The organism is Streptomyces sp. NPDC003379 (assembly GCF_053589195.1).
Window position 1 is genome coordinate 30,643 of the sequence record NZ_JBSFRK010000011.1, and the last position, 22,701, is coordinate 53,343.

General features: G+C 71.2%; 23 protein-coding genes. 14 read left to right on the plus strand and 9 right to left on the minus strand.

Annotated features, from left to right (window positions below):
- Positions 1-44: 44 nt before the first annotated feature.
- Positions 45-3,254 (minus strand): NACHT domain-containing protein, encoded by a 3,210-nt coding sequence (locus ACWDVB_RS12590; protein WP_451513647.1) that lies wholly within the window; start codon positions 3,252-3,254, stop codon positions 45-47.
- A gap of 323 nt (positions 3,255-3,577) precedes the next feature.
- Here ACWDVB_RS12590 and ACWDVB_RS12595 point away from each other — a divergent pair, with 323 nt between their 5' ends.
- Both ACWDVB_RS12595 and ACWDVB_RS12600 read left to right on the plus strand, forming a co-directional pair.
- The gene (locus tag ACWDVB_RS12595) at positions 3,578-3,973 is read left to right on the plus strand and encodes an STAS domain-containing protein (RefSeq protein ID WP_451513646.1); all 396 of its coding nucleotides are present in this window, start codon (positions 3,578-3,580) and stop codon (positions 3,971-3,973) included.
- 66 nt (positions 3,974-4,039) lie between these two features.
- A complete protein-coding gene (locus ACWDVB_RS12600; protein WP_451513645.1) occupies positions 4,040-4,585 on the plus strand; it encodes an FABP family protein in 546 nt (181 codons plus the stop codon).
- Between the two features lie 160 nt (positions 4,586-4,745).
- Here the strand turns inward: ACWDVB_RS12600 and ACWDVB_RS12605 are convergent, their stop codons facing one another.
- From ACWDVB_RS12605 to ACWDVB_RS12630, 6 genes are all read right to left on the minus strand, one after another.
- Positions 4,746-6,053, minus strand: coding sequence for a PP2C family protein-serine/threonine phosphatase (locus ACWDVB_RS12605; RefSeq protein WP_451513644.1), 1,308 nt, complete (start codon positions 6,051-6,053; stop codon positions 4,746-4,748).
- Positions 6,050-7,078, minus strand: coding sequence for a SpoIIE family protein phosphatase (locus ACWDVB_RS12610; protein ID WP_451513643.1), 1,029 nt, complete (start codon positions 7,076-7,078; stop codon positions 6,050-6,052). The genes ACWDVB_RS12605 and ACWDVB_RS12610 overlap by 4 nt, the downstream gene beginning before the upstream one ends.
- A 29-nt stretch (positions 7,079-7,107) precedes the next feature.
- Positions 7,108-7,503, minus strand: a complete 396-nt coding sequence (locus tag ACWDVB_RS12615; RefSeq protein WP_451513828.1) for an anti-sigma regulatory factor — start codon at positions 7,501-7,503, stop codon at positions 7,108-7,110.
- A 104-nt stretch (positions 7,504-7,607) separates the two neighbouring features.
- Positions 7,608-8,009 (minus strand): STAS domain-containing protein, encoded by a 402-nt coding sequence (locus ACWDVB_RS12620; protein WP_451513642.1) that lies wholly within the window; start codon positions 8,007-8,009, stop codon positions 7,608-7,610.
- A complete protein-coding gene (locus tag ACWDVB_RS12625) occupies positions 8,006-8,884 on the minus strand; it encodes an STAS domain-containing protein (protein ID WP_451513641.1) in 879 nt (292 codons plus the stop codon). Before ACWDVB_RS12625 ends, ACWDVB_RS12620 begins: the two co-directional genes overlap by 4 nt.
- Before the next feature lie 132 nt (positions 8,885-9,016).
- Entirely contained in the window at positions 9,017-9,517 is a 501-nt protein-coding gene (locus ACWDVB_RS12630; protein WP_451513640.1) for a MarR family winged helix-turn-helix transcriptional regulator, read from the minus strand.
- A 103-nt stretch (positions 9,518-9,620) separates the two neighbouring features.
- On the opposite strand from ACWDVB_RS12630, the gene ACWDVB_RS12635 reads away from it, so the two are divergent.
- A complete protein-coding gene (locus ACWDVB_RS12635; protein ID WP_451513639.1) occupies positions 9,621-10,787 on the plus strand; it encodes a PP2C family protein-serine/threonine phosphatase in 1,167 nt (388 codons plus the stop codon).
- Positions 10,788-10,803: 16 nt separating this feature from the next.
- Here ACWDVB_RS12635 and ACWDVB_RS12640 read toward each other — a convergent pair whose 3' ends face one another.
- The gene (locus ACWDVB_RS12640; protein WP_451513638.1) at positions 10,804-11,649 is read right to left on the minus strand and encodes an RNA polymerase sigma factor SigF; all 846 of its coding nucleotides are present in this window, start codon (positions 11,647-11,649) and stop codon (positions 10,804-10,806) included.
- Between the two features lie 259 nt (positions 11,650-11,908).
- Between ACWDVB_RS12640 and ACWDVB_RS12645 the strand changes: the two genes are divergently transcribed.
- From ACWDVB_RS12645 to ACWDVB_RS12675, 7 genes are all read left to right on the plus strand, one after another.
- Positions 11,909-12,325, plus strand: a complete 417-nt coding sequence (locus ACWDVB_RS12645; protein WP_451513637.1) for an ATP-binding protein — start codon at positions 11,909-11,911, stop codon at positions 12,323-12,325.
- Between the two features lie 166 nt (positions 12,326-12,491).
- A complete protein-coding gene (locus tag ACWDVB_RS12650; RefSeq protein ID WP_451513636.1) occupies positions 12,492-13,628 on the plus strand; it encodes an LLM class flavin-dependent oxidoreductase in 1,137 nt (378 codons plus the stop codon).
- Positions 13,629-13,871: 243 nt separating this feature from the next.
- On the plus strand, positions 13,872-15,272 hold the full coding sequence (locus ACWDVB_RS12655; protein WP_451513635.1) for a DUF6421 family protein: 1,401 nt from the start codon (positions 13,872-13,874) through the stop codon (positions 15,270-15,272).
- Between the two features lie 26 nt (positions 15,273-15,298).
- Positions 15,299-16,039, plus strand: coding sequence for an SDR family NAD(P)-dependent oxidoreductase (locus ACWDVB_RS12660; protein WP_451513634.1), 741 nt, complete (start codon positions 15,299-15,301; stop codon positions 16,037-16,039).
- A 35-nt stretch (positions 16,040-16,074) separates the two neighbouring features.
- Complete coding sequence (locus ACWDVB_RS12665) at positions 16,075-17,145, plus strand: threonine aldolase family protein (protein ID WP_451513827.1); 1,071 nt, start codon at positions 16,075-16,077, stop codon at positions 17,143-17,145.
- 112 nt (positions 17,146-17,257) lie between these two features.
- On the plus strand, positions 17,258-17,851 hold the full coding sequence (locus ACWDVB_RS12670; protein WP_451513633.1) for a transglutaminase domain-containing protein: 594 nt from the start codon (positions 17,258-17,260) through the stop codon (positions 17,849-17,851).
- A gap of 27 nt (positions 17,852-17,878) precedes the next feature.
- Positions 17,879-18,574 carry a B3/B4 domain-containing protein gene (locus ACWDVB_RS12675; protein ID WP_451513632.1) on the plus strand — a complete coding sequence of 232 codons (696 nt, stop codon included), beginning with the start codon at positions 17,879-17,881 and terminating at the stop codon, positions 18,572-18,574.
- 12 nt (positions 18,575-18,586) lie between these two features.
- Here ACWDVB_RS12675 and ACWDVB_RS12680 read toward each other — a convergent pair whose 3' ends face one another.
- Positions 18,587-19,315 (minus strand): lysophospholipid acyltransferase family protein, encoded by a 729-nt coding sequence (locus ACWDVB_RS12680; protein ID WP_451513631.1) that lies wholly within the window; start codon positions 19,313-19,315, stop codon positions 18,587-18,589.
- A 210-nt stretch (positions 19,316-19,525) separates the two neighbouring features.
- On the opposite strand from ACWDVB_RS12680, the gene ACWDVB_RS12685 reads away from it, so the two are divergent.
- The 4 genes from ACWDVB_RS12685 (at position 19,526) to ACWDVB_RS12700 (ending at position 22,664) form a co-directional block, all read left to right on the plus strand.
- Positions 19,526-19,879: a TlpA family protein disulfide reductase gene (locus tag ACWDVB_RS12685; RefSeq protein WP_451513826.1), complete on the plus strand. Its 354-nt coding sequence runs from the start codon at positions 19,526-19,528 to the stop codon at positions 19,877-19,879.
- A 222-nt stretch (positions 19,880-20,101) separates the two neighbouring features.
- On the plus strand, positions 20,102-20,626 hold the full coding sequence (locus tag ACWDVB_RS12690; protein ID WP_451513630.1) for a flavin reductase family protein: 525 nt from the start codon (positions 20,102-20,104) through the stop codon (positions 20,624-20,626).
- A 230-nt stretch (positions 20,627-20,856) separates the two neighbouring features.
- Complete coding sequence (locus ACWDVB_RS12695) at positions 20,857-21,642, plus strand: electron transfer flavoprotein subunit beta/FixA family protein (protein WP_365360227.1); 786 nt, start codon at positions 20,857-20,859, stop codon at positions 21,640-21,642.
- 59 nt (positions 21,643-21,701) lie between these two features.
- Positions 21,702-22,664: an electron transfer flavoprotein subunit alpha/FixB family protein gene (locus tag ACWDVB_RS12700; protein ID WP_451513629.1), complete on the plus strand. Its 963-nt coding sequence runs from the start codon at positions 21,702-21,704 to the stop codon at positions 22,662-22,664.
- Positions 22,665-22,701 lie beyond the last annotated feature (37 nt).

The following is a 22,701-nucleotide window of genomic DNA, read 5'->3' on the forward strand; positions in this document are numbered from 1 at the left end:
GCAGAGAACTTACCCTGAGCACACAGCCGGTGCCAGTCCGTTGATCACGGCTGTGGGTAGATGGAGAGCTCGACGTCCGCGGAGAGCGCCTCCACACCGCGTACTTCACCGGGGTAGGCGAGCCGGACGCGGCGCAGCCGGTGCAGCGCGGCCAGTGAGGCGAGGTCGACCTCGGCGGCCTCCGTCAGATGAATCTCCTCAAGGCCCGGCATGCGCAGGGCGATCCGGCGCAGCGGCACCGCGGTGCCGGCGCCGGCGCCGGCGTGCACGTCCAGCCGGGTGACCCGCGGAAGCTGCGTACGCGGCGCGAAGAGCAGCATGCTCAGCTGTGCCGACGTCAGCGTGAGCGTACGCAGTTCGGGCAGGTCGCCGAGGAGCGTGCCCCAGGAGTCGGGTGCCAGCCGCTCGCTCGCCTCCCGCAGACGCAGCTCCGCGAGGTTCACGCAGGCGGTGATGTCCGCGAGGCGGGTGGCGGTCGGCGGCAGCGACAGGACCCGCAGCCGCTCGGGGCACGGCAGGTCGGCGAGGCCGCGCCAGGGGACGTCCGCGCCGATCAGAAGCGTGTCGAGCCGGGTGCAGCCGGCCAGTTCGTGCAGCGGCTCGAAGCGGGGCAGGTCCCGCAGCGCGAGCCGCCGAAGCCGCGGGAGCCGGGTGAGCGGCCCGGGGTCCTGGACGTTGCGGCACCCGCGCAGCCCGAGCGACTCCAGCTCGGTGTAGTGGGTCAGGACGTCGAGCGAGTCCAGGGACAGGATGTCGCGCAGCTGAAGCTCCCGCAGATGGCGTGCGTCGAACGCCGAGCGGATGTCGTCCGGCGTGAAGTCGCCCCGCAGGCTGACGCGCCGGTACCCGGCCATGGTGCGCAGCACGTCGAGCTCGGCTCGCGAGCGCACGGTGACCATCTCGTCGGGCGCGAGCTCCAGGAGCGGCCGGACGATCTCCTCGGCGTACACCTCGGGGTCGAACCGGTCCCAGTGGTGCAGCAGTTGCGCCCGGACGGCGCTCTGGCCGGTGTGCAGGAACGGCCGCAGGCGGGGGATGGCGGCGTCCCCGCCGATCTGGCAGATCGCGTGGACGGTGGCCAGCTCCTCGTCGCCCGTCAGGGTGTCGGCGCCCGGCAGCAGGCCGAGCAGCAGCGGCCCCGTCTGCGCCAGCGACCTGGCCTCGCGCAGGCTGCGCGGCGGCACCATGCGCGCCGCCTGGGCCTCGATGGCCTCGCGCACCACCGGCGCGACACTGGTGGCCTGCTCCAGGGACGCGAGCGCGAGCAGCCGCAGCCGCGCCTGGACGGCCGGGTCCCTCTCCCGCTCGCCCCGCTCGCGCAGCCGGGTGAGCAGCTCACCGCGCTCGTGGTGCCGGGCCTGGGCCACGACCATCTGCACCACGTCCTCCCACTGCTCGAGGTGCGCGTTGTTCACCAGCATCCCCATGTCCCGCTCTTCGAGCACCGCCTGCGCGCCGAGGAAGTCCTGGAAGGTGCGGTGGATGAAGTCGACGGCGCCCTGGGCGGGTTCGCGCAGCAGCCCGGACCGCTCAAGGAGGAGCTGGAGGACGTCCTCCGCCTCACCGATCTCCGCCAGGCGTTCCACCGAGGGCATCAGACGGCGTACGACGTCGACGGCGTCCGCCCGGTCCAGCTCGGTCCGTTCGTTGCGGATCAGCCAGTACGCGAGGCGCCGCAGCGGCTCGGTGGCCGACTTCTGGTCCAGCTGCGGGGTGCCGCCGGCGCCGCCGTAGACCCGGCGCTCCACGTCGCGCCGCTCCAGGAGCATGGCGAGCGCGGCCTCGTACAGCGACGTACGGCCGCGCGGCAGGAAACCGCGGCGCTCCCGGTGCAGCGCGCAGATCAGCCCGCACATCAGCGGGTTGGTCGCCAGGCGGCTCAGCTCCGGCCTGCTGCGCAACGCGAGCGTCAACGACTCACCGAGGTCGGCGGGCGCCCCCGCCGCCACGTGCCAGCGTTCGATGAACCGCCGCATGTCGGCGGGCGGCATCCCGCTGAGCGCGAACTCGTGGAACCCCTCGTGCCGGAGCCACCCCTGCTCAAGGGCGGAGGGGCGGGAGGTGAGCAGCCACAGATTGCCGGGGAAGACCGCGAGGAGCTTGCGCAGCCAGGTCTTGACGCGGCCCCGCTCGCCCTTCGGGATCTCGTCCGCGCCGTCGATCAGCATCACCGCCCGGCCGTTCTGCAGCACGCGCGTGGCCCACCCCTCGGGCTCGGTGCCCAGCAGGGGGCAGTCGATCCAGCGCAGGAAGTCCTGCGGCATCGGTAGTTCGGCGCCCTTGCGGGCCAGGGCGCGCAGCGGCATGACGAACGGCACGCGCCCCAGAAGCTGGGAGAGGGCGCCCGGCACCCGGTCCTGCCGCGCCGTGGTGAGGGCCAGCCACTGGACGAGCGTCGTCTTGCCGGTCCCCGCGACACCGCGCAGCAGCACCCGGTCGTGGGTGGCGAGGGTCGTCTCGACCGGCGCCGCCGCGCGCTCGGCCGACTCGCCGTCCGCGATCGGGACCGCGTCCGACAGACCGCGGTAGGGGGCGGCCTCCAGGCTCAAGTACGCCGTCTCAAGAGGCCACTCCTGGCCCGCGGGCTCGCGCAGGTCGACGCCGTGGATGGTGAGCCTGCGGTGGGACTGGACGACGTAGCGCGCGTACTCCTGCTCGAACCGGGCGTCCTGCGCGGAGATGTCGGGAAGGCGCTCCAGGATCCGGTCAAGCCGCTCGCTCTGCTCGCGCACCTCACGGCTCTGCTCGACCTGCGTGCGCGCCGCGAACCCCGGCTGCTCGCTGAAGAACCGCACCACGTGGACGCAGGCCGTCTCCAGGAGCCGGTCGTGGAAACGGGCGGCGTCGTCGCTGAGAAGCCTGCGCGTCTCGGGCCCCGCCCGCCTCGACAACTCGGCGGCCAGCCTCTCGGGCCCCAGCGCGAAGGCCTGGACGTCGTCCATGTCGAGGTCGCCGAGCGCGTGCAGGGTCCGGGTCAGCGCAAGGCCCACGGCGTCCTTCTCGTCGGCGCCGACCGGCGGGTCGTACGGCCCCGCCGCCCGCACCGCGCGGCGCACCAGCTCCCGGGCGATCCTGTGCAGATCGTCCTCGGTGAGGGTGCGGTGCTCGCGGGAGAAGGCCATGAGGCGCCGCACCGGGATCGGCCGGTCCTCGAACTGTGCGCCGGGCGCCTTCGCGGGAGGCAGCAGCAGCCGCTTGAGCAGCGGCGCGATCACCGCCGACGCGATACGCAGCCCTACCGTGCCCCCGTCCACGCACCCTCCCTCTGCCGCTCCGCCCCCGCGGCCGGAACCCGTCCGCGAGGTGGTGACCCGACCAGCGTAGCCGTGGCCCCGTGGTGAGCCGTCGGCGTCGGATGTACTCCGACAGAGAATTTCCCGCCGGCGCGGAGAAAAGCCGCCGGAAGTGGTACTCGGACGTCACGGCGATCCACGACGGCTCCGTCACCAGGGCCTCGTTGAGGACCCGACATTCTGTGCCCGGTCCTGCCGGGTACGCGTATGCGCACTCCGGAAAAGAGTGCCGATCAACGGTCGCCGCGGGCGTAGGGTGGCGCCGCGTAGAGAGGGAGGCGCCGATGTCCACGCAGATCCGTCGTCTGATCATCACGGAGCTGGCGAGCTGTGACGACTGCGCGGTGCTGCGTGTCACCGGTGAACTCGACCAGACCGGCGAGGCCCACTTCCTGGGCACGCTCGGCGCCTATGTGGACGCGGGGCACCGGCATCTGGTCCTGGACGCCACCGCCCTGTCGTTCTGCGACTCGCGGGGGCTCAACTGCCTGCTCGCCATGCGGTGGCTGCTGGAGCGCCGCGCGGGCAAGCTCCTCCTGGCGGGGGCCGGACGCCGGCTGACCGAGCTGCTCGCGCAGACCGGCAGCGCCGAACTGCTCCCCAGCCACCGGACGGTCGGCCTCGCCCTGGCCGAACTCCCGGAACCGCAGCGGCCGGTCTGGCCGCCCGTGCAGGACTGAGGTGGCGCGCTCCGCACCCCGGCACCCGCCGATCCAACCCGACCCGACACTTCAGGAGCGCGAACCGTGTTCGACCCCGCACCGCAGCAGCACCCGTACCCCGACGCCCTCCGCCCGGACGCGGCGCCCGCCCCGCACGAGCTGCTGACGCCCGTGCTCGGCCTCCTGGGCGTCTGGCACGGCCGGGGCCGCGGCGGGTACCCCACGCTCGACGGGGAGTTCGCGTACGCCCAGGAGGTCGTCTTCAGCCACGACGGCCGCCCCTTCCTGCACTACGAGGCCCGCGCCTGGCTGATCGACGCCGACGGCCGGCCGCTGCGCCCGTCGGCCCGGGAGAGCGGCTGGTGGCGGCTCAAGCCCGACGGCCGGGTGGAGGCGCTGATCACCCAGCCCACCGGCATCGCGGAGATCGCCGTGGGCCGCGCGGCCGACGGCGCCGTGGACCTCTCCACGCACGAGGTGGCCCTCGCGCCGACCGCCAAGAAGGTCGACGCCACCCGCCGCCGCTACTCCCTCGGCGACCCCGACACGCTCACCTTCGTCCACGACCTCGCGGCCGTCGGTGAGCCGTTGCAGCACCACCTCTCGGCGCGGCTGCGACGCGAGGACTAGGGGGTGTCTCTTCGATCTTCGAGGACCAGCCCGCGGCGTCTGGCGCCGTGCATCGCAAGGCGGAGCACTGCCCGCGGACTGGGTGTCCGCGGGTGATGTGACAACGCGGCGAGGTGCGGTGCCAGGCGTCGCGAGCCCTCGAAGATCGAAGAGACACCCCCTAGACCGCGTCCGCCCGGCCGCCCGTCGCGTACGGCGGACGGAAGCGGACGGCCATGGCGAGCGTGTCGTCCTCGTGGAGGACGTCGGTGAGCATGTCCCGGGCTATGGCGCCCGGAAGGTCCTCCGTGGGCCTGCCGCGATAGCGGCGGGCCGTGCGCAGCAGGCGCTCCTCGCCCTCGCGGGGGTCCCTGCGGCTCTCCGTGAGGCCGTCGGTGTACAGGATCAGCAGGTCGTCGGAGCCCAGCGTGGTGGTCAGGACGCGTTCGCTCCCCGGCAGGGGGAAGCCGACGCCCCGGCCCCGCACTTCGAGGAAACCGGCCTCCCCGTCGGCGCGTACGAGGAGAGCCGGCGGGTGGCTTCCGTTGGCCAGCGACAGCCGCCCGCTCGCGGGGTCGAGGTGCGCCAGCAGCAGGGTGGCCATGACGCTCTGGTCGAAGGGGGCCAGGATCTCGTCCGTGCGGGCCACGATCGTCTCCAGAGGGTGGCCTTCGAGGGCCAGCGTGCGCACGGCGTGGGTGACGGTCAGCGCGGTGCGCGTGCTCGTGACGCCGTGGCCCAGGGCGTCGACGATGGTGATGTGGACCGTCCCGTCCGGGAGGGTGAACCAGTCGTAGAAGTCCCCGCCGGTGGGGATGTCGTCGCTGGCGGGAGCGTAGTGGACGGCGAGTTCGAGGCCGTCGACGTGCAGCGGCCTGGGGCGCAGCGCGTCCTCCAGGGCGCGCAGGGTCCGGCCGTGCGCCTTGCGCAGCTCTTCGTCCCGCTCCTCCAGCTGTACGTAGAGCGCCAGTACGCCGCTGTTGGTCTCGGCCAGCTCGTGCTTGAGCTTGCGGTGCTCGTCGGCGAGGAGGTCGGCCCGGGCCAGCGCGGCGCGCAGTTCCTCCTCCATGAGTGCCGGATCGGCGTCGCCGTTGTGGGCGGCGTGGGTGGCGGGCGCCGCCAGGGGCTCCGCGGCGGGCCGAGGTATGACCGCGGCGACCGGCACGGCCACCGGCGGCAGCGGCACCCGCCACACCACCGTGCCGTCGGCGCTCGCCTCGCCCGGCAGCGGAAGGTGATCGGCCGTCACCTGAGCGCCCATGCCGGGGGGAAGGCTCAGCGAGAGCGTGAGCCGACCGGCTCCGTCATCGCCCGTCTCGTCGGTCGCGGTCAGCGTGACAGGTCGGCCGGCGTGCAACGCGGCGGCGGCCGTCTCGCTGAGCGACAGCACGATCCGGGCCCTGTCCTCGGCGGGCAGCCGATGGGTGAGGGCGAGCCTGCGGACGGCGCGCCGCAGTGCGGCGGGCGTGCGGAAGGTGGCGCTGGTCATCCGATTCCCAGAGAGCTGCCGAGGGCGAGAACGGTGGCGTCGTCACGGTGTCGCCGGTGTGTATGGGCCAGGGAGGCCGCCAGCAGGGTCGGCGGCAGGGTCAGTCGGTCGGGGGCCGGATCGTGTGTCCACCGATGGTCGATGCCGTCGGTGTGGAGGACCACGGCGGTGCACTCGGACAGGTCGAGGAACCGGCTGCGCGGCACGGGCAGGTTGTAGCCGACGATGCCCGCCTGCCCGGTGAGCTGCTGATGGACGCCGCGTGCGGACAGCGTCGCCACGCGGATGTTGCCCACCCCGCAGAGTTCGGCGCGGCCGGAACCCACCCGCACCGTCGTCGCGGCGGCGCCGCGCGTGTGCCGCAGCGCGCTGTGCAGGGCGTCGAGCACGTCCCGCAGCGGGGCGTCGGCGCAGGACAGGAAGGTGCGCACGGCGCGCCGGCTGGCCGCCGCCGCGTCCGGGCCGTGGCCGAGCCCGTCGATGACCAGGCCCGTCCAGTTCCCGCCGTCCTCGACGACGGCGTATCCGTCTCCGCACATCTCCTCCCCACTGGCGGGCAGACACAGGGCGCCGATGTCGGCTGCGGGCCGCCTTCCGTGCGGGACCGCGAGCCGGGCATGGGCGAGGGTGCCGCGCCCCGCCGCGGAACGCAGCGTGAAGTCGGTGGCTATACGACGCACCGCCCCCAGCCCCGCGCCCATGGTCTTCGTGGTGCTGTAGCCGTCGGTGAGGCTGAGCCCGATGTCGGGGATGCCGGGGCCGTGGTCCACCGCCACGATGTCCAGCGCGGCGTCCGGCGCGGCGTCCGGCGCGGTATCCAACGCGGTGGTTAGGGGGGATTGCCCGAGGGGCGACTGCTGAAGGAAGAGCGCGCCGTTGCGGGCGTGCTTGCTGATGTTGCTGGCGAGTTCACTGGCCAGCACGGCCGCCTGCTCCGGCAGCGCTCCGGGCATGCGGCAGGCGTGGGCGAGGGCGCGGGCACGGCCGGCCGCGGTCTGCACGGCGCTGTGGTGATCGATGGGCACGTGCAGCGTGGTGGGCGTCGCCGGGGCGTTCATCGCGGTCCGAGCCAGCGGACGGCGGTGACGGTGGTTCCCCGGCCGGGCGCGCTGGTCACCTCGAACTCGTCCATGAGGCGGCGCGCCCCGCCGAGACCGTGCCCCAGTCCGGCACCTGTGGTGTAGCCGTCCTGGAACGCCGCGTCGAGGTCGGCGATGCCGGGGCCGTCGTCGCTGACCGAGAGCCGCAGCCCCTGGCGGCCGCCCTCCTGGACGCGTTCGATGACCAGCGTGCCGCCACCGCCGTGGACGTAGGCGTTGCGGGCGAGTTCGCTCGCCGCGGTGACGATGCGGGTCTGGTCCACCAGGCCGAAGCCCGCGCGCAGGGTGGCCTCCCGGACGGCATGGCGCGCGGAGAGGAGGTCTTCCTCGGCGCGGATCTCGTGGGTCACGCCGGTGCTGTCGCGCGGGCGCTCCGCGGGGTGCGCCGCGCCGGTGGGGGACGGGATGGCGGGGGACGGGATGGCGGGAATCTGTTCGAGGTCGCCGTAGAGGGTCAACTCAAGCCCCCTCCGGTCGGCGGGACGGGCGCCTTCTCCCAGCCCAGCGCCCGCAGTCCCTGCTCGGCGTTCAACGTGGTCTCCACGCCGGAGAGTTGCAGGCCCAGCTCGACGAGGGTGATGGCCACGGCGGGACGCATGCCCGCCACGATGACCCGGGCGCCCAGGAGGCGGGCCGTCGTGGTGAGCTCCATCAGGGTGCGGGCGACGAAGGAGTCGATGAGCTCAAGGCGCGAGATGTCGATGAGCACCCCGCGGGCGCGGTCGGCGACGATGCGTTCGGTGAGTTCCTCGGTGAAGGCGATCGCGCTCTTGTCGTCGAGTTCGTTGAGCAGCCCGGTGACGAGTACGTCGCCCAGGCGCAGGATCGGCACACCGCCGCGGGGGCCGCCGGTCATCGCAGGCCCGCGGGGTCCGCCGAGCGGACCGGCCGGTCGGTGAGGGAGATGGCGGCGGCCAGGGCGTCGGCGAGTGTCGCCCGGGTCGGAATGGCGGACAGGTCGATGCCGAGTTGGGCGATGATCTGGGCGATCGGCGGGCGGATGCCGCTGATCACACAGTCGGTGCCCATCAGACGTACGGCGTTGACGGTCTGCATGAGGTGATGGGCGACAGCCGTGTCCACGGTGGGCACGCCCGTGATGTCGATGATCGCCACCTGTGCCTCGTCGCGCTCGATGGCCTGGAGCAGGTTCTCCATCACCACCTGGGTGCGGGTGGTGTCGAGCGTTCCGATCAGCGGGACGGCCAGGACCCGGTCCCACAGGCGCACCACCGGCGTGGAGATCTCCAGGAGCTGCCGGCTCTGCCGACGGATGATCTCCTCGCGTCCCTCCACGTAGGTGGCGAAGGACAGGGCGCCCGCCGTGTCGAGGAGCCGATTGACGAACACGGCGGCGTGGTACAGCGCGTGGGTGTCGCGCGCCTGCTGCTGCACCGCTTCGAGCAGCGCTTCCTTGAGGGCCAGTACGGCCAGCGAGGTCGCGGTGGGCGTGGCGCCGCCCCGCGCCCGGCGCAGGGACAGGTCGGTGATCGCCTGGCGCAGCTCCGGGTGGGCGGTGGCCACCCGCTCGACCGGGTGGCCGGTGTCGAGCCCCGCGCGCAGGGCGGCCACGAAGGCGTCGGCTTCCTCACGCAGCTCGGCTTCGGTGATGCCGGTGCCCAGCACAGCGCGCTCCAGCTGGAGTTGCACCCACCGGTCGGCCACCTTCTCGCCCTGGTCGCGCAGTGCCGCACTGACGCTGAACCGGGCCTCGGGTTCACTGGCGTTCATTACATCCACCTTAGCAATTGTTGTCGCACGGCAAACGTTAGTCGAGAGAGCCCGATCATCGGAAGTCCTGCCGGTGACGAGGTCGGGCGGAGCCTTCAGGGGCCAGGGGCCAGGGGACCGGCAGGGGAGCCGTCAGGCGGTTTCCACCGTGTCGCCGGCCGCGGCCCCGCTCTTCGGAGCGGTCTCCTCGACGGCCGTGCGGAACCCGCTCAGGCCCTTCTCCAGCGCCGCCAGGTCCGTCCCTGTCATGCCGGAGATGACGCCGAGCAGGGCACTCTCACGACGTGCGCGCAGTTCTTTGAGGTAGCTTTCTCCCCGGCCCGAGAGGCGCAGCTCAAGCTCGCGGCGGCTGGCCGAACTGAGGGAGCGCTCGATGAAGCCCAACGCGTGAAGGCGGTCGCACATACGGCTGACCGACGAGGGCGCGGACCCGAGTACCTCACCGAGGGTGCGCAGATTGATGCCCTGGGCGCCGTCCAGGACGTACAGCACCCGGAGCTGTGACGAGGACACCGGAGCCGACGACGTGATGTCCCGGCCTTTGTTCCACAGCACTTCGAGCAGCTCGGTGACGTCCCGGACCGCGTGCGCGGCGGCGTCCTGGTCGCCGCTGCCGGAGAGGTCGGGATTCATGTCCTCAACTGTGACACTTCGCAATGACCTTGTCAGTCGCTGAGACATGAGGGGCTGTTCGCTCCTTCTTGCCATGTCATTCCAGATAGGTGGTAACCGGCAGGTGGACAGATTCAGGGTGGTGGAACGCGCGCTGCGCGGGGCCGCGCCGCACGCTCTCCTCGAAGCGGTGCGGTCCACGCTCACCGCCCATTACGACGCGCTCTCCGTGGAGCTGCTCGTGGCGGATTACGCGATGACCATACTGCAGCCCGTCGACGCGCTGCCTTACACCGCCGACCCCATCTCCGTCCACACCAGCGCCCCGGGCCGGGCCTTCGGGGCCCAGGAGCCCCACGTCGAGGCGGACGAAGGGGCCGGCCTCGTCACCGTGCACCTGCCCGTCAGCGTGCGCGGCGACCGCATCGGCATCCTCACCGTCCGCCTTCCGGCGGACGCCTACGACAGCGCCACCGCCCGCGAGCTCCAGGACGTCGCGGAAGTCCTCGGCCACGAGATCGTCGTCGCCGAACGGGACACTGACGTATACCTCCAGGCCCGCCGCGCCGACCGCCTCACCCTGGCCGCCGAGATGCAGTGGCAGCTGCTGCCCGGACGCGCCTGCTCGCGTCCCGAGTACGAACTCGGGGCCCAGCTCGAACCCGCCTACGCGATCTACGGCGACAACTTCGACTGGTCGACCTCGGCCCACCATCTCACTCTCACGGTCACCAACGGCATGGGGGAGGGCATCGAGGCCGCCCTCCTGACCAACCTCGCGATCAACGCGCTGCGCAACGCCCGCCGCGCCGGCCTGTCGCTCGGCGACCAGGCATGCCTGGCGGACCAGGCCGTCTACGGCCATTACCACGGCGATGTCCACCTTTCGATGCTGCTGCTGCGCTTCGACCTGGAGACCGGGGAGGCGGAAGTCATCGACGCCGGCTCTCCCAAGATGTGGCGCATGCGGCAGGGCAGGGCCGAGGCGATCGAACTGGACGCGCAGCTCCCGCTCGGCATGTTCGAGGACACCCTGTATGTGACGGAGCGCTTCCGGGTGGAGCCCGGGGACCGGCTGCTGTTCGTCAGCGACGGCGTCTACAACGTGGCCTCCCCGGCGGGTGAGCGCTACAGCGAACGAGCGCTCACCCGCGCCATGGCCAGCACGCGCCTGCTGCCTCCCTCGCAGGTCCCGCGGGCCATGCTCCATGAGCTCGCGGGACACCGGGGGCCCATCGACGCCGACGACGACGCCATGATCGTCTGTCTCGACTGGCACGGCCGGCCCTGACCTTCGGGGCCGGGCCTCAGCCGGTGGCGGGCATCATGCCCGCGCGCAAGGTCGCGATGGTGCGCGAGAGCAGGCGGGACACCTGCATCTGCGAGACTCCGAGACGCTCGCCGATCTGCGACTGGGTCATCTCCTCCACGAAGCGCAGATGCAGGATCTCCCGGTCCCGCTCGGGCAGTTCGGCGACGAGCGGGGCGAGCGCGTGGAAGTCCTCCACGAGTTCCAGGGAGGGGTCCTCCTCGCCGATGAAGTCGGCCAGGGGAGTCTCGTCATTGGCGTCGCCGTGGAGGACGGCGTCCAGGGAGGCGGAGTTGTATCCGTTGGAGGCGAGCCGCGCCTCGATGACCTCGTCGGCGGACAGATTCATCAGCGCGGCCAGCTCGTCCACGGTCGGAGCGCGCCCCAGACGGCTGCTCAGCTCCTCGGTGGCCTTGGCCAGTTCGACCCGCGCTTCCTGGAGGCGGCGCGGAACGTGCACCGCCCAGGACGTGTCGCGGAAGAACCGCTTGATCTCCCCGACGATATAAGGCACCGCGAAAGTGGCGAACTGCACTTCGCGGGAGAGCTCGAAACGGTCGATGGCCTTGATGAGACCGATCATGCCGACCTGGACGATGTCTTCCATCTCGTCACCGCGATTGCGGAATCTCCCCGCCGCATAGCGGACCAGCGACATGTTCAATTCGATCAGAGTATTGCGTACGTATTGGTATTCGGCCGTGCCTTCTTCGAGTACGGCGAGCTGATCGAAGAACAACTGGGACAAGGCACGGGAGTCCCGCGGCGTCACCGCCTGCGGATCCACCACCTCCGGCAGTTCCGTGATGCCGGTGTCCGTCTGGGTTCCAGTGGCCATCGTCATGTCTACCTCCCTGTCCGCCAACCCCCCTCGTCCCCTGTGGGTTGGTGAGGCAGCGACTACCCCTCCTCCATTGCTTCATGTCCCCCTGTCACCACACGCCTTGCGTGATACCCACCACACGGCCTGATCTTCACGCGGACCCGTGCGGCCGGAACGGGGCGGTGTGCGGGGCACGTCGGCCCGGGAGAGGGCGTTAAGAAGCCGACTTCGGGGGCAAGAGACCCATTCGTACAGTCCACCCCTGATTGAGGAGGGGCGTATGAGGACGGACCACCTACCGCACCGCATCAAACCGTTGGACCGGACAGTCTTCGACAAACGACCGGAAGTCGTCGCACAGGCGCGGGATTTCGCCCGCGCCTTCATGAAGGGCCTCAGTCCGGCCATGGACGGACAAGCCGCCGCGAGCGTCGAACTCACCGTCTCCGAACTCGTCACCAACTCCGTGCGGCACGCCCGCGGCCTCGCCTGCTCGCTGCGCCTCCTGGCGCGCCGGGACGCCGTCACGGTCGCCGTCACCGACGCCGACCCCCGGCCACCGCGCGAGCGGACCCCCGATCTGGCGGGAGGGACCGGCGGGTTCGGCTGGCCCATGGTCAAGAGCATGGCCCTGGCGGTCGATGTGAGCACCGGGTCCCAGGGCAAGACGGTCCGGGCGGACCTGCCCCGAGTCTGACCCGGCCCATCCGGGCCGACCGAGCGGCCCGAGCCGCCCGAGCCGCCCGAGCCGCCCGACAGGGAAGAGCCTGCGCGAAGCCTTGCGACTTCAGCACCTGACGGTTAGTCATATAGCTGATTGAAGTGTGAGCCATGCCGCAGCGGCACATCTCCCTGGAGGGCACGTGAAGTTCTCCGTCATCTTCGAGGCGCAGCTCGCCGACCCGACCGTCGAGCGCGAGCACCAGGTCATCCACGACAGCGTCGAGCAGGCCGTGCTCGCCGAGGAGATGGGGTTCGACCGCGTCTGGGCGGTCGAGCACCACTCCCTCAAGTGGTACGCGCATATGAGCGCCCCGGAGATCTTCCTGACCTGGGTCGCCGCCCGCACCAGCACCATCAGGATCGGGCACGGCGTGGTCTGCATGCCGTTCAACTTCAACCACCCGGCGCGGGTCGCCGAGCGCGCCGCGATGCTGGACCTGCTCTCCGGCGGACGGCTCGACCTCGGCGCGGGACGGGGCGGCACCGAGCAGGAGACATCCCTGTGCGGAGTCGACAAGGCGCGGACGGTCCAAGAGGTCGAGGAAGCGCTTCGCATCATCGGCAAGGCCTGGGAGAAGGAGGAGCTGGAGCACCATGGCGAACTCCTCGACATCGGCCCGCATCCGATCCTGCCGCGCCCGAAGCAGACCCCGCACCCGCCGCTCTTCCTCGCCTGCAGCAGGACGGAGACCCTGACGCAGGCGGCCGAACTCGGCATCGGCGCGCTGGTGATGGGCTTCGCGGGGCCCGAGTCGATCGCCGGGATGCGACAGGCGTACGACGCCGCGCTCGCGGCCCGCACCGGCGCGCGCCTCGTGTCCGGCGTCGTCAACGACCACTTCTCCGTGCTCTGTCCGACGATCGTCCTCGACGACCGCGAGACGGCGCGGCGCGTCGGCATCCGTGGGCAGCGGTTCTTCGCGCAGTCCATCGGGCACTGGTACGGCGGCGCCGGCGTCCCCGACGAGGCGGTGGTCGAGGGCGGCGACGAGGCCGCCCGGATGCGGGAGGCCGCCGAACAGGTCGTCGCCCGCCTCAACGAACACAACATTCCGGTACGCCCGACATCGACCGCCACCTTCAACGCCGACCACGCGTACGGCACCGCGGACGACGCCATCGCCTACGTGGAACGGCTGCGTGACGCCGGGGCCGACGAGATCATGTGCCTCATCCAGATGGGCACGGTCCCGCAGGAGGCCTGCCTGGAGACGCTGCGCCAGTGGGGCGAGAAGGTCATCCCCTGCTTCCGCAGCCGGGAAGCGGCGGCGCTGTGACGCGCGGCGAAGGGCTTGAGCCACGGGGCGCGTCGGCGGCCACTCGGCTTCCCCGAACTGCTCCCCGACGCCGAGGAGGCTCTGGCGGGTGTGGCAGAAGCGGTTGCCTCAACCGTGAAGGACGGGAAAAACAGCGGTGAAGTAGGGGGTGACGCAGGATAATTTCCCGAGTCTTCCCTTGTCACGGAGAACCCTGCACCCATACGGTGTCCATACGCGAGGTTCTCCCGTGGAAGGTGGGACATGACGGAAATTCTTGTGCAGGCGGGTACGGACGGTGCGGTTCAGTCCGCTGAAGGGCGGGTGGTGGACCACCCGGCGTGGCCGGTGCTCAAGGAGGCCGTGGAAGAGATCAGGCCCTGGCAGTCCCAGGACGGTTCCATCGACTTCGCGGCGGAGGGCGCCCCGGCGAAGGCCGTCGCCGAACTCGCCGTGGACCGCGTGATGTCCGCGGTCGAGCAGCTCAGCCCCCTGCTGCCGCACGACGCCGCGTACCACCGGGCGCTCGTCGCGGACCTGCGCCGCTGGGCCGAGGGCGGCTTCGAGGTGCCGGACTTCCTGGACTCGCTGCTCGCCTTCCAGCCCGCGGCGAACCGCCGGGACGGGCTGCAGCACCTGGTCGTCTTCCCGATGTACACCCAGAACGGCAACCCCGACCGCAATCTCGAAGCGGTCGTGCTGCGCATGGTCTGGCCCGAGTGGCTGGCCGAGCTGGAGCGCACGCGCTACGACAACCCGCTCTTCTGCGGCATCACCTTCGAGGACTTCACCGCCGGGTACGACACCAACTCGGCCGTCCTCTTCCCCGAGACCATCGCGGTGCGCGAGGCCCCCGAGCGCTTCTCCTGGGGCGGCATCTTCTGCGACCGCGAGGCGGCCCGCTTCCGCCGTGTCACCGAGGCCGCGGTGGACCTCCTCGGGCTCGACCTGCCCGAAGACATCCGCGAGATGGTCGGCGACCAGGACCGCTGCCAGCAGGCTTTCGTGCTGTGGGACATGGTCCACGACCGCACCCACAGCCACGGCGACCTGCCCTTCGACCCCTTCATGATCAAGCAGCGCCAGCCGTTCTGGATGTACGGCCTGGAAGAGCTGCGCTGCGACCTCACCGCGTTCAAGGAGGCCGTGAAGCTGGAGGCCGACGGCTTCCCGCAGGGCCGCGACGTGCAGTACGCGGTGCTCTTCGACCGGATGTTCCGCTTCCCGGTCACCGGTGAGCGCGTACGCAACTACGACGGGCTCGGCGGCCAGCTCCTCTTCGCCTACCTCCACAAGCACGACGTGGTCCGCTGGACCGACAACACGCTCCGGATCGACTGGGAGCGCGCGCCGCGGGTCACCAACCAGCTGTGCGGCGAGATCGAGGACCTCTACCGCGCGGGCATCGACCGCCCGAAGCTGGTCCACTGGTTCGCCGCCTACGACCTGGTCTCCACCTACCTCGCCCCGCACCCCGGATCGCGCTGGGCCAAGGGCCCGGAAGCCCTGGACACCTCGCTGCCGCCGCGCAAACTGGTGGACGAGGTGCTTCCCGACGAGTTTCCGCTCAGCATGTTCTATGAGGCGCTCTCCAAGAAGCTGAAGAACGTGATCGCCTCCACCAAGGGGATCACCGCCTCGGGCGCCGAGAGGGTCGCCGCGTGAGCGGCCACCAGGAGGAGGCGAGGACCATGTCCGCACTCGATGGAGCGGTGGTCGCGGTGGCCGGAGCCGCCGGACCCGCCGGACGCGCCACGCTGCTGAGGCTGGCAGAGGCGGGCGCCACGGTCGTGGCGTCGGACGCCGATCCCGTGCGCCTGGCCGAGGCCGTGGACGCGGCGCGGTACGCGCACGGCGGGGCCACCGTCATAGGGGACACGGTCGATCTCCTGGACCTGGCCGCCGCCCGCGAGTGGGCGACGCGCACGGAGAAGGAGTTCGGGCGGATCGACGGCCTGGTCCACCTCGTCGGCGGCTGGCGCGGCAGCAAGAGCTTCGCCGAGACGGACCTCGGCGACTGGGACTTCCTCGAAAAGCTCCTGATCCGCACCGTGCAGCACACCTCCCTCGCCTTCGAGGACGGTCTGCGGCGCAGCGACCGCGGCCGCTATCTGCTGATCAGCGCGGCGGGCGCGTCCAAGCCGACCGCCGGCAACGCGGCGTACGCGGCCTCCAAGGCGGCGGCCGAGGCCTGGACGCTCGCCCTCGCCGACGCCTTCCGCAAGGCGGGGGGCGAATCCGGGCCGCGCGCGGCGGCTGCCATCCTGGTGGTCAAGGCGCTGGTGCACGACGCGATGCGCGCGGAGCGGCCGAGCGCGAAGTTCGCGGGTTTCACGGACGTCACGGAGCTGGCCGAGGCCATCGCCGGCGTCTGGGAGCGGCCCGCCGGGGAAGTGAACGGAAAGCGCCTGTGGCTGACAGATACGCCGTGACCGACCGAGACGCCGTGGGCGCCGCCAGAGAGGCCGTGAACCCGCCGAAGACCGACGCCCGGCGCCGCCACGACCCGGACGTCCGCGGCTTCGCCAGCGACAACTACGCGGGCGCCCACCCGGAGGTGATGGCCGCCCTGGCGCTCGCCAACGGCGGCCACCAGATCGCGTACGGCGAGGACGACTACACGGCCGGCCTCCAGCAGGTGATCCGCGGCCACTTCGGCCCGACCGCCGAGGCGTTCCCGGTGTTCAACGGCACGGGCGCCAACGTCGTCGCGCTCCAGGCCATCACCGACCGCTGGGGCGCGGTGATCTGCGCCGAGTCCGCGCACATCAACGTGGACGAGGGCGGCGCGCCCGAGCGCATGGCCGGCATCAAGCTGCTCACGGTGGCGACGCCCGACGGCAAGCTGACGCCCGAGCTGATCGACAAGCAGGCGTTCGGCTGGGACGACGAGCACCGCGCGATGCCGCAGGCCGTCTCGATCGCGCAGAACACCGAGCTGGGCACGCTCTACACGCCCGACGAGATCCGCGCGATCTGCGACCACGCGCACCAGCTGGGCATGAAGGTGCACCTCGACGGCTCGCGGATATCCAACGCGGCCGCCGCGCTCGACGTGCCCATGCGCACGTTCACGAACGCGGTCGGCGTCGACATCCTCTCGCTGGGCGGCACCAAGAACGGCGCGCTGTTCGGCGAGGCCGTCGTCGTCATCAACCAGGACGCCGTCCGCCACATGAAGCACCTGCGCAAGATGTCGATGCAGCTGGCCTCCAAGATGCGCTTCGTCTCGGTGCAGCTGGAGGCGCTGCTCGCCAAGGACCTGTGGCTGCGCAACGCCCGGCACGCCAACGAGATGGCGCAGCGCCTCGCGGAGGGCGTCCGCTCCGTGCACGGCGTGGAGATCCTCCACCCCGTGCAGGCCAACGCCGTCTTCGCGCGCCTGCCGCACGATGTGAGCGAGCGCCTCCAGAAGCGGTACCGCTTCTACTTCTGGGACGAGGCGGCGGGCGACGTGCGCTGGATGTGCGCGTTCGACACCCGCGAGGAGGACGTCGACGGGTTCCTGGCGGCGCTGAAGGAAGAGATGGCGCGCTGAACCCGGCCTCGACCCGGCATCTCTGAGGCCGCATAGAAGCGGACTGCATAGATATACGACCGCCCGTAAAGTCATTGACGTACGGTCGGTCGTATTCCTATGCTCCCGTGGCATGCAGCTGATCCAGGAGAACCCTGACCTGTCCGCCTACTTGGCGGCGGACGAGGCCATCGACCATCACCATCCCCTCGTACGCGAGACCGCCGCGCGACTCGCCGAGAAGGTCACGGATTCATACGTATACGCGCAGGCCGCCTACGAATTCGTGCGCGACACCATCCCCCACTCCGCCGACAGCGGCGACATGCGCGTCACCTGGCGCGCCTCGGACGTCCTGGAGCAGGGCACCGGCATCTGTCACGCCAAGGCCCACGCGCTGGCCGCGCTGCTGCGTGCCGAGGACATCCCGACCGCGCTCTGCTACCAGCGGCTCACCCATGACGCCGGGACCGGCCACTGTGTCCACGGTCTGGTCGCCGTGCGCTTCCACGGGGCGTGGCACCGCCAGGACTGTCGCGGAAACAAGCCGGGTGTCGACGCGCGGTTCTCACTCGCCGGGGAGAGGCTGGCCTTCGCGCCGGACGGCAAGTCCAGTGAGATGGACTATCCGGTACTCTATTCTGCACCGCACCCGGTCGTCCTGAGCTTCCTGAGGAACGCCCCGGACCGACCGCACCTGTGGGAGAACCTTCCCGACGCGCTCTGACGAGCCCCGACGCAGCAAGGCAGCCTCATGACCAACGCGCCCCTGACGCTCACCGTCTCCGACGAGGTGCGCGCCCTCGCGCCCGGCTTCACCCATGTCGCCATCGAGGCGCACGGCCTCGTCAACGGCCCCAGCACCGACGCCAGTGCGGTCCTGCTCGACGAAGCCGCGCGGCGCCTGACCGTACGGCTCGACGGCCGCGCCCCGCACGAGGACCCGCACATGGTCGCCTGGCGCGCCGCCTACACGGCCTTCGGCGTGAAGCCCTCGCGCACCCGCAACTCCGCCGAGGCCCTGGCCAAGCGGGCGCTCGCCGACGGCGGACTGCCCCGGATCAACACCCTCGTCGACCTCTACAACGCGATCAGCGTGGCCCATCTGATCCCGGTCGGCGGCGAGGACCTGGACCGGATCAACGGCGGCATGCGCCTGGTGCGGGCCACCGGCGCCGAGGACTTCGTGACCGCGGCGGCGGGGGAGCGGGTCGTCGAGCACCCCGACGCGGGCGAGGTCGTGTGGTGCGACGACGAGGGCGTCACCTGCCGCCGCTGGAACTGGCGGCAGGGGCCGCGCACCCGCCTCACCGAGGAGTCGGTGAACGCGATCTTCCTGCTGGAGGGCATGGGCCCGGACGCCGGGCTCGAAGCGGCGGGCGCCGAGCTGGCCGAGCTCCTGGAGAAGTTCAGCCCCGGCGCGCGGATCACCGTCCACCCGCCGCGGTGACCCGGCGGCCGGTCAGCCGGCCTCGGCGGCCTTCACCTCGGCGGGGGTCGGCGCCGTCCCGCCGAGGTGCGCCGGCATCCACCAGGTGTCGTCCGGACCCTTGGGGCGCACCGGGTAGGCGCGCTGCGCGGCCTCCAGGAGCTCCTGGCAGCGCTCGCGCAGCCGCCGCGTGATCGCGCCCGCGTACTGGTCCTTGGGCGCCTCGACCGGCTCGCCGACGCGGATCGTGATCGGGATGTGGCTGCGCTTGAAGTTGCGCGGGTGGCCCTTGGTCCACAGCCGCTGCGTGCCCCACAGGGCCATCGGGATGAGCGGCACCCCGGCCTCCTGGGCCAGCCGCGCGGCGCCCGACTTGAAGGTCTTGAGGGTGAAGGACTGCGAGATCGTCGCCTCGGGGAAGACGCCGATGATCTCCCCGGAGCGCAGCGAGTCCAGCGCGTGCGCATAGGCCGCCTCGCCCTGTGTGCGGTCCACGGGAATGTGCTTCATCCCGCGCATCAGCGGCCCCGAGATCTTGTGCCGGAAGACCGACTCCTTGGCCATGAAGCGCACCAGCCGCTTCTGCGGCAGGGCGGCGAGGCCGTCGAAGATGAAGTCGAGATAGCTGATGTGATTACTGACGAGGACCGCGCCGCCGGAGCGTGGGATGTTCTCCGACCCCTTGCAGTCGATCTTCAGGTCCCATGCCTTGAACAGCGTTTTCGCTGCACCGATGACGGGACGGTAGACAAGCTCGGCCATGGGTGGGGTGGGCCCTTCGTTTCTGCCTGGGGAGGGGGCGCCCGGCGGGAGGTTACGCAGCCGTAGGTTTTTCGGCGTTGCGCAGATCGTGCCCCAAGAACGGACGGGTGACCAGTCTTGGTGCCCTCAATCCGGGAGATTCTCATCACGTCGGAAATCTTCTCCGGAATCTTTCGCGGGTACGGGAACGCTGAACCGGGGAGCGACGAGATCAAGGCCGAGGGGCGGGAGAAACAAGTGCCAGGACGCGATACCGAGCGGCGGCTCGGCGCGGCGGACATCGGCGAGGGCCTGGGGGAGCGGGCGACGCTCGTACAGTTCTCCAGCGCCTTCTGCCAGCCCTGCCGCGCGACCCGCAGAGTCCTCGCGGACGTGGCCGCCATGGTCCCGGGCGTGACCCACGTGGAGATCGACGCCGAGGACCACCTCGATCTCGTACGAGAACTGCGCGTCCTGAAGACGCCGACCGTGCTCGTCCTGGACGCGCGGGGCCGCGTGGTGCGACGCGCCGCCGGGCAGCCCCGCAAGGCCGACGTGATCGCCGCCCTCGGGGAGGCCGTGTGACCGTCCGCTCCCCGATCGGGCGCACGCCAGTGACATGTCTTTCACATCCCGGAACGGACTTGACTGTATGCGGCACCTGTCGCGAGCCTTCTTCCATGCCCCGGGACCTCCTTCTGTACGAGCGCGTCCATGTGGACCTCGCCCGCCATGCCAGTGCGCGCTGTCCGCACTGCTGAGCACCGACGTCTCCGCTCGTACCTCCTCCGGCAGAAGGACAACCCCATGACGGCCTCGCCCGCTCTCGGCACCCACCGGCCCGCCACCCACCGGCCCGCCACCCCCGATCTGCTGCGCTCGGTCTTCCGGCAGCACGCGGCGGGGGTCGCCGTGATCACCGCGGCCCACGGCTCCCGCCCCGTCGGCTTCACCGCCACCTCGCTCACCTCGGTCTCCGCCGAGCCCCCGGTCATCTCGTTCGGCATCGGAACCGGCGCCTCCAGCTGGCCCGCGGTCTCCGAGGCCACGCATGTCGGCGTGCACATACTCGGCGAGCACCAGCAGGAGCTGGCCGCCACCTTCGCGCGCAGCGGCGCCGACCGCTTCGGGGAGCCCACCGGCTGGCGCTGGGGGCCCGAGGGGGTGCCCGTGCTCGACGGCGCGCTCGCCTGGCTGGTCTGCCGGACCGTGGCGCGGGTGCCCGCGGGCGACCACCGCCTCGTGCTCGCGGAGGCCGTCGTCGGAGACCCCGCGGGCGAGGGCCGCCCGCTCCTGTACCACCAGGGGCGCTTCAACGCGCTGCGCGACTGAGAGTTCCCGTGAGCGGGCACGTCGCGTGATTACGGAGCGTTGGGAAGGTCACAGTTCAAAGCGCTTGCTCAGGGGGAATGAACTGGGTGTACTCATGAGTAATATTTCGATCGGAGCGCGGGCCGCCCCGACCGGGATCCGCCGCTTCAGGCGCCTATGCTGCCTGCAAGAAGGCAGTAGCCATAGCCGAGGCAGCAGCCCAGTAAAGACGATGCAGTAGGAGAGCCGGCGTGAGCTTGAGGATCGTTGTCTGTGTGAAGTACGTGCCCGACGCCACCGGCGACCGGCACTTCGCCGATGACCTGACCGTCGACCGCGACGACGTCGACGGCCTGCTGTCGGAGCTCGACGAGTACGCGGTCGAGCAGGCGCTGCAGATCGCCGACGAGGCGGACGACGCGGAGATCACCGTGCTGACCGTCGGCCCCGAGGACGCCAAGGACGCGCTGCGCAAGGCGCTCTCCATGGGCGCCGACAAGGCCGTCCACGTCGAGGACGACGACCTGCACGGCACCGACGTCATGGGCACCTCGCTGGTGCTCGCCAAGGCCATCGAGAAGACCGGCTACGACCTGGTCATCGCCGGTATGGCCTCGACCGACGGCACCATGGGTGTCCTGCCGGCGATCCTCGCCGAGCGTCTGGGCGTCCCGCAGGTCACGCTGCTCTCCGAGGTCTCCGTCGAGGACGGTGTCGTCAAGGGCCGCCGCGACGGCGACAGCGCCTCCGAGCAGCTGGAGGCTTCCCTGCCGGCCGTCGTGTCCGTGACGGACCAGTCGGGCGAGGCCCGCTACCCGTCCTTCAAGGGCATCATGGCCGCCAAGAAGAAGCCGGTGGAGTCGCTCGACCTGGACGACCTGGACATCGACGCCGAAGAGGTCGGCCTGGAGGGTGCCTGGACCAAGGTCGACTCCGCCGCCGAGCGTCCGGCCCGCACGGCCGGCACGATCGTCAAGGACGAGGGCGAGGGCGGCAAGCAGCTGGCCGAGTTCCTTGCGGGCCAGAAGTTCATCTGAGCTTCAGCCGACCCCTCAACCGCCCCAACTTCTTCGTAATCGCAGGAGATTGAAGTCCCATGGCTGAAGTTCTCGTCTATGTCGACCACGTGGACGGCGCCGTCCGCAAGCCCACCCTCGAGCTGCTGACCCTGGCCCGCCGCATCGGCGAGCCCGTCGCCGTCGCCCTCGGCTCCGGCGCCGAGGCCACCGCCGCCACGCTCGCCGAGCACGGCGCGGTCAAGGTGCTCACCGCCGACGCCCCCGAGTTCGCCGACTACCTCGTCGTACCGAAGGTGGACGCGCTCCAGGCCGCGTACGAGGCCGTCTCCCCGGCCGCCGTGCTGCTGCCCTCCTCGGCCGAGGCCAAGGAGATCGCGGCCCGCCTCGCGGTCCGCATCAAGTCCGGCATCATCACGGACGCCGTCGACCTGGAGGCCGGCGACGAGGGCCCGGTGGCCACGCAGTCCGCGTTCGCCGCGTCCTACACCACCAAGTGCCGCATCACCCAGGGCACCCCGGTCATCACGGTCAAGCCGAACTCGGTCGCCGTGGAGGCCGCCCCGGCCGCGGGCGCCGTCGAGTCCCTCTCCGTCTCCTTCTCCGAGAAGGCCACCGGCACCAAGGTCGTCTCGCGCACCCCGCGCGAGTCGACGGGCCGCCCCGAGCTGACCGAGGCCGCGATCGTGGTCTCCGGCGGCCGCGGCGTCAACGGCGCCGAGAACTTCTCGGTCATCGAGGCGCTCGCCGACTCGCTCGGTGCCGCCGTCGGCGCCTCGCGCGCCGCGGTCGACGCCGGCTGGTACCCGCACTCCAACCAGGTGGGCCAGACCGGCAAGTCGGTCTCCCCGCAGCTGTACATCGCGTCCGGCATCTCCGGCGCGATCCAGCACCGCGCGGGCATGCAGACCTCGAAGACCATCGTGGCCATCAACAAGGACGCCGAGGCCCCGATCTTCGACCTGGTCGACTACGGCGTGGTCGGCGACCTCTTCGAGGTCGTCCCGGCCCTCACCGAAGAGGTCAAGTCCCGCAAGGGCTGACCCCGCCGCCTGTACGAGGCCCTCACCCCGCGCGCGG

Coding starts and splice junctions, on each gene's coding strand:
- ACWDVB_RS12595 (WP_451513646.1), top strand. CDS start 3,578: ATGTCCACGCAGATCCGTCGTCTGATCATCACGGAGCTGGCGAGCTGT.
- ACWDVB_RS12605 (WP_451513644.1), bottom strand. CDS start 6,053: ATGACCAGCGCCACCTTCCGCACGCCCGCCGCACTGCGGCGCGCCGTC.
- ACWDVB_RS12620 (WP_451513642.1), bottom strand. CDS start 8,009: ATGACCGGCGGCCCCCGCGGCGGTGTGCCGATCCTGCGCCTGGGCGAC.
- ACWDVB_RS12625 (WP_451513641.1), bottom strand. CDS start 8,884: ATGAACGCCAGTGAACCCGAGGCCCGGTTCAGCGTCAGTGCGGCACTG.
- ACWDVB_RS12630 (WP_451513640.1), bottom strand. CDS start 9,517: ATGAATCCCGACCTCTCCGGCAGCGGCGACCAGGACGCCGCCGCGCAC.
- ACWDVB_RS12640 (WP_451513638.1), bottom strand. CDS start 11,649: ATGACGATGGCCACTGGAACCCAGACGGACACCGGCATCACGGAACTG.
- ACWDVB_RS12645 (WP_451513637.1), top strand. CDS start 11,909: ATGAGGACGGACCACCTACCGCACCGCATCAAACCGTTGGACCGGACA.
- ACWDVB_RS12655 (WP_451513635.1), top strand. CDS start 13,872: ATGACGGAAATTCTTGTGCAGGCGGGTACGGACGGTGCGGTTCAGTCC.
- ACWDVB_RS12660 (WP_451513634.1), top strand. CDS start 15,299: ATGTCCGCACTCGATGGAGCGGTGGTCGCGGTGGCCGGAGCCGCCGGA.
- ACWDVB_RS12670 (WP_451513633.1), top strand. CDS start 17,258: ATGCAGCTGATCCAGGAGAACCCTGACCTGTCCGCCTACTTGGCGGCG.
- ACWDVB_RS12675 (WP_451513632.1), top strand. CDS start 17,879: ATGACCAACGCGCCCCTGACGCTCACCGTCTCCGACGAGGTGCGCGCC.
- ACWDVB_RS12680 (WP_451513631.1), bottom strand. CDS start 19,315: ATGGCCGAGCTTGTCTACCGTCCCGTCATCGGTGCAGCGAAAACGCTG.
- ACWDVB_RS12690 (WP_451513630.1), top strand. CDS start 20,102: ATGACGGCCTCGCCCGCTCTCGGCACCCACCGGCCCGCCACCCACCGG.
- ACWDVB_RS12700 (WP_451513629.1), top strand. CDS start 21,702: ATGGCTGAAGTTCTCGTCTATGTCGACCACGTGGACGGCGCCGTCCGC.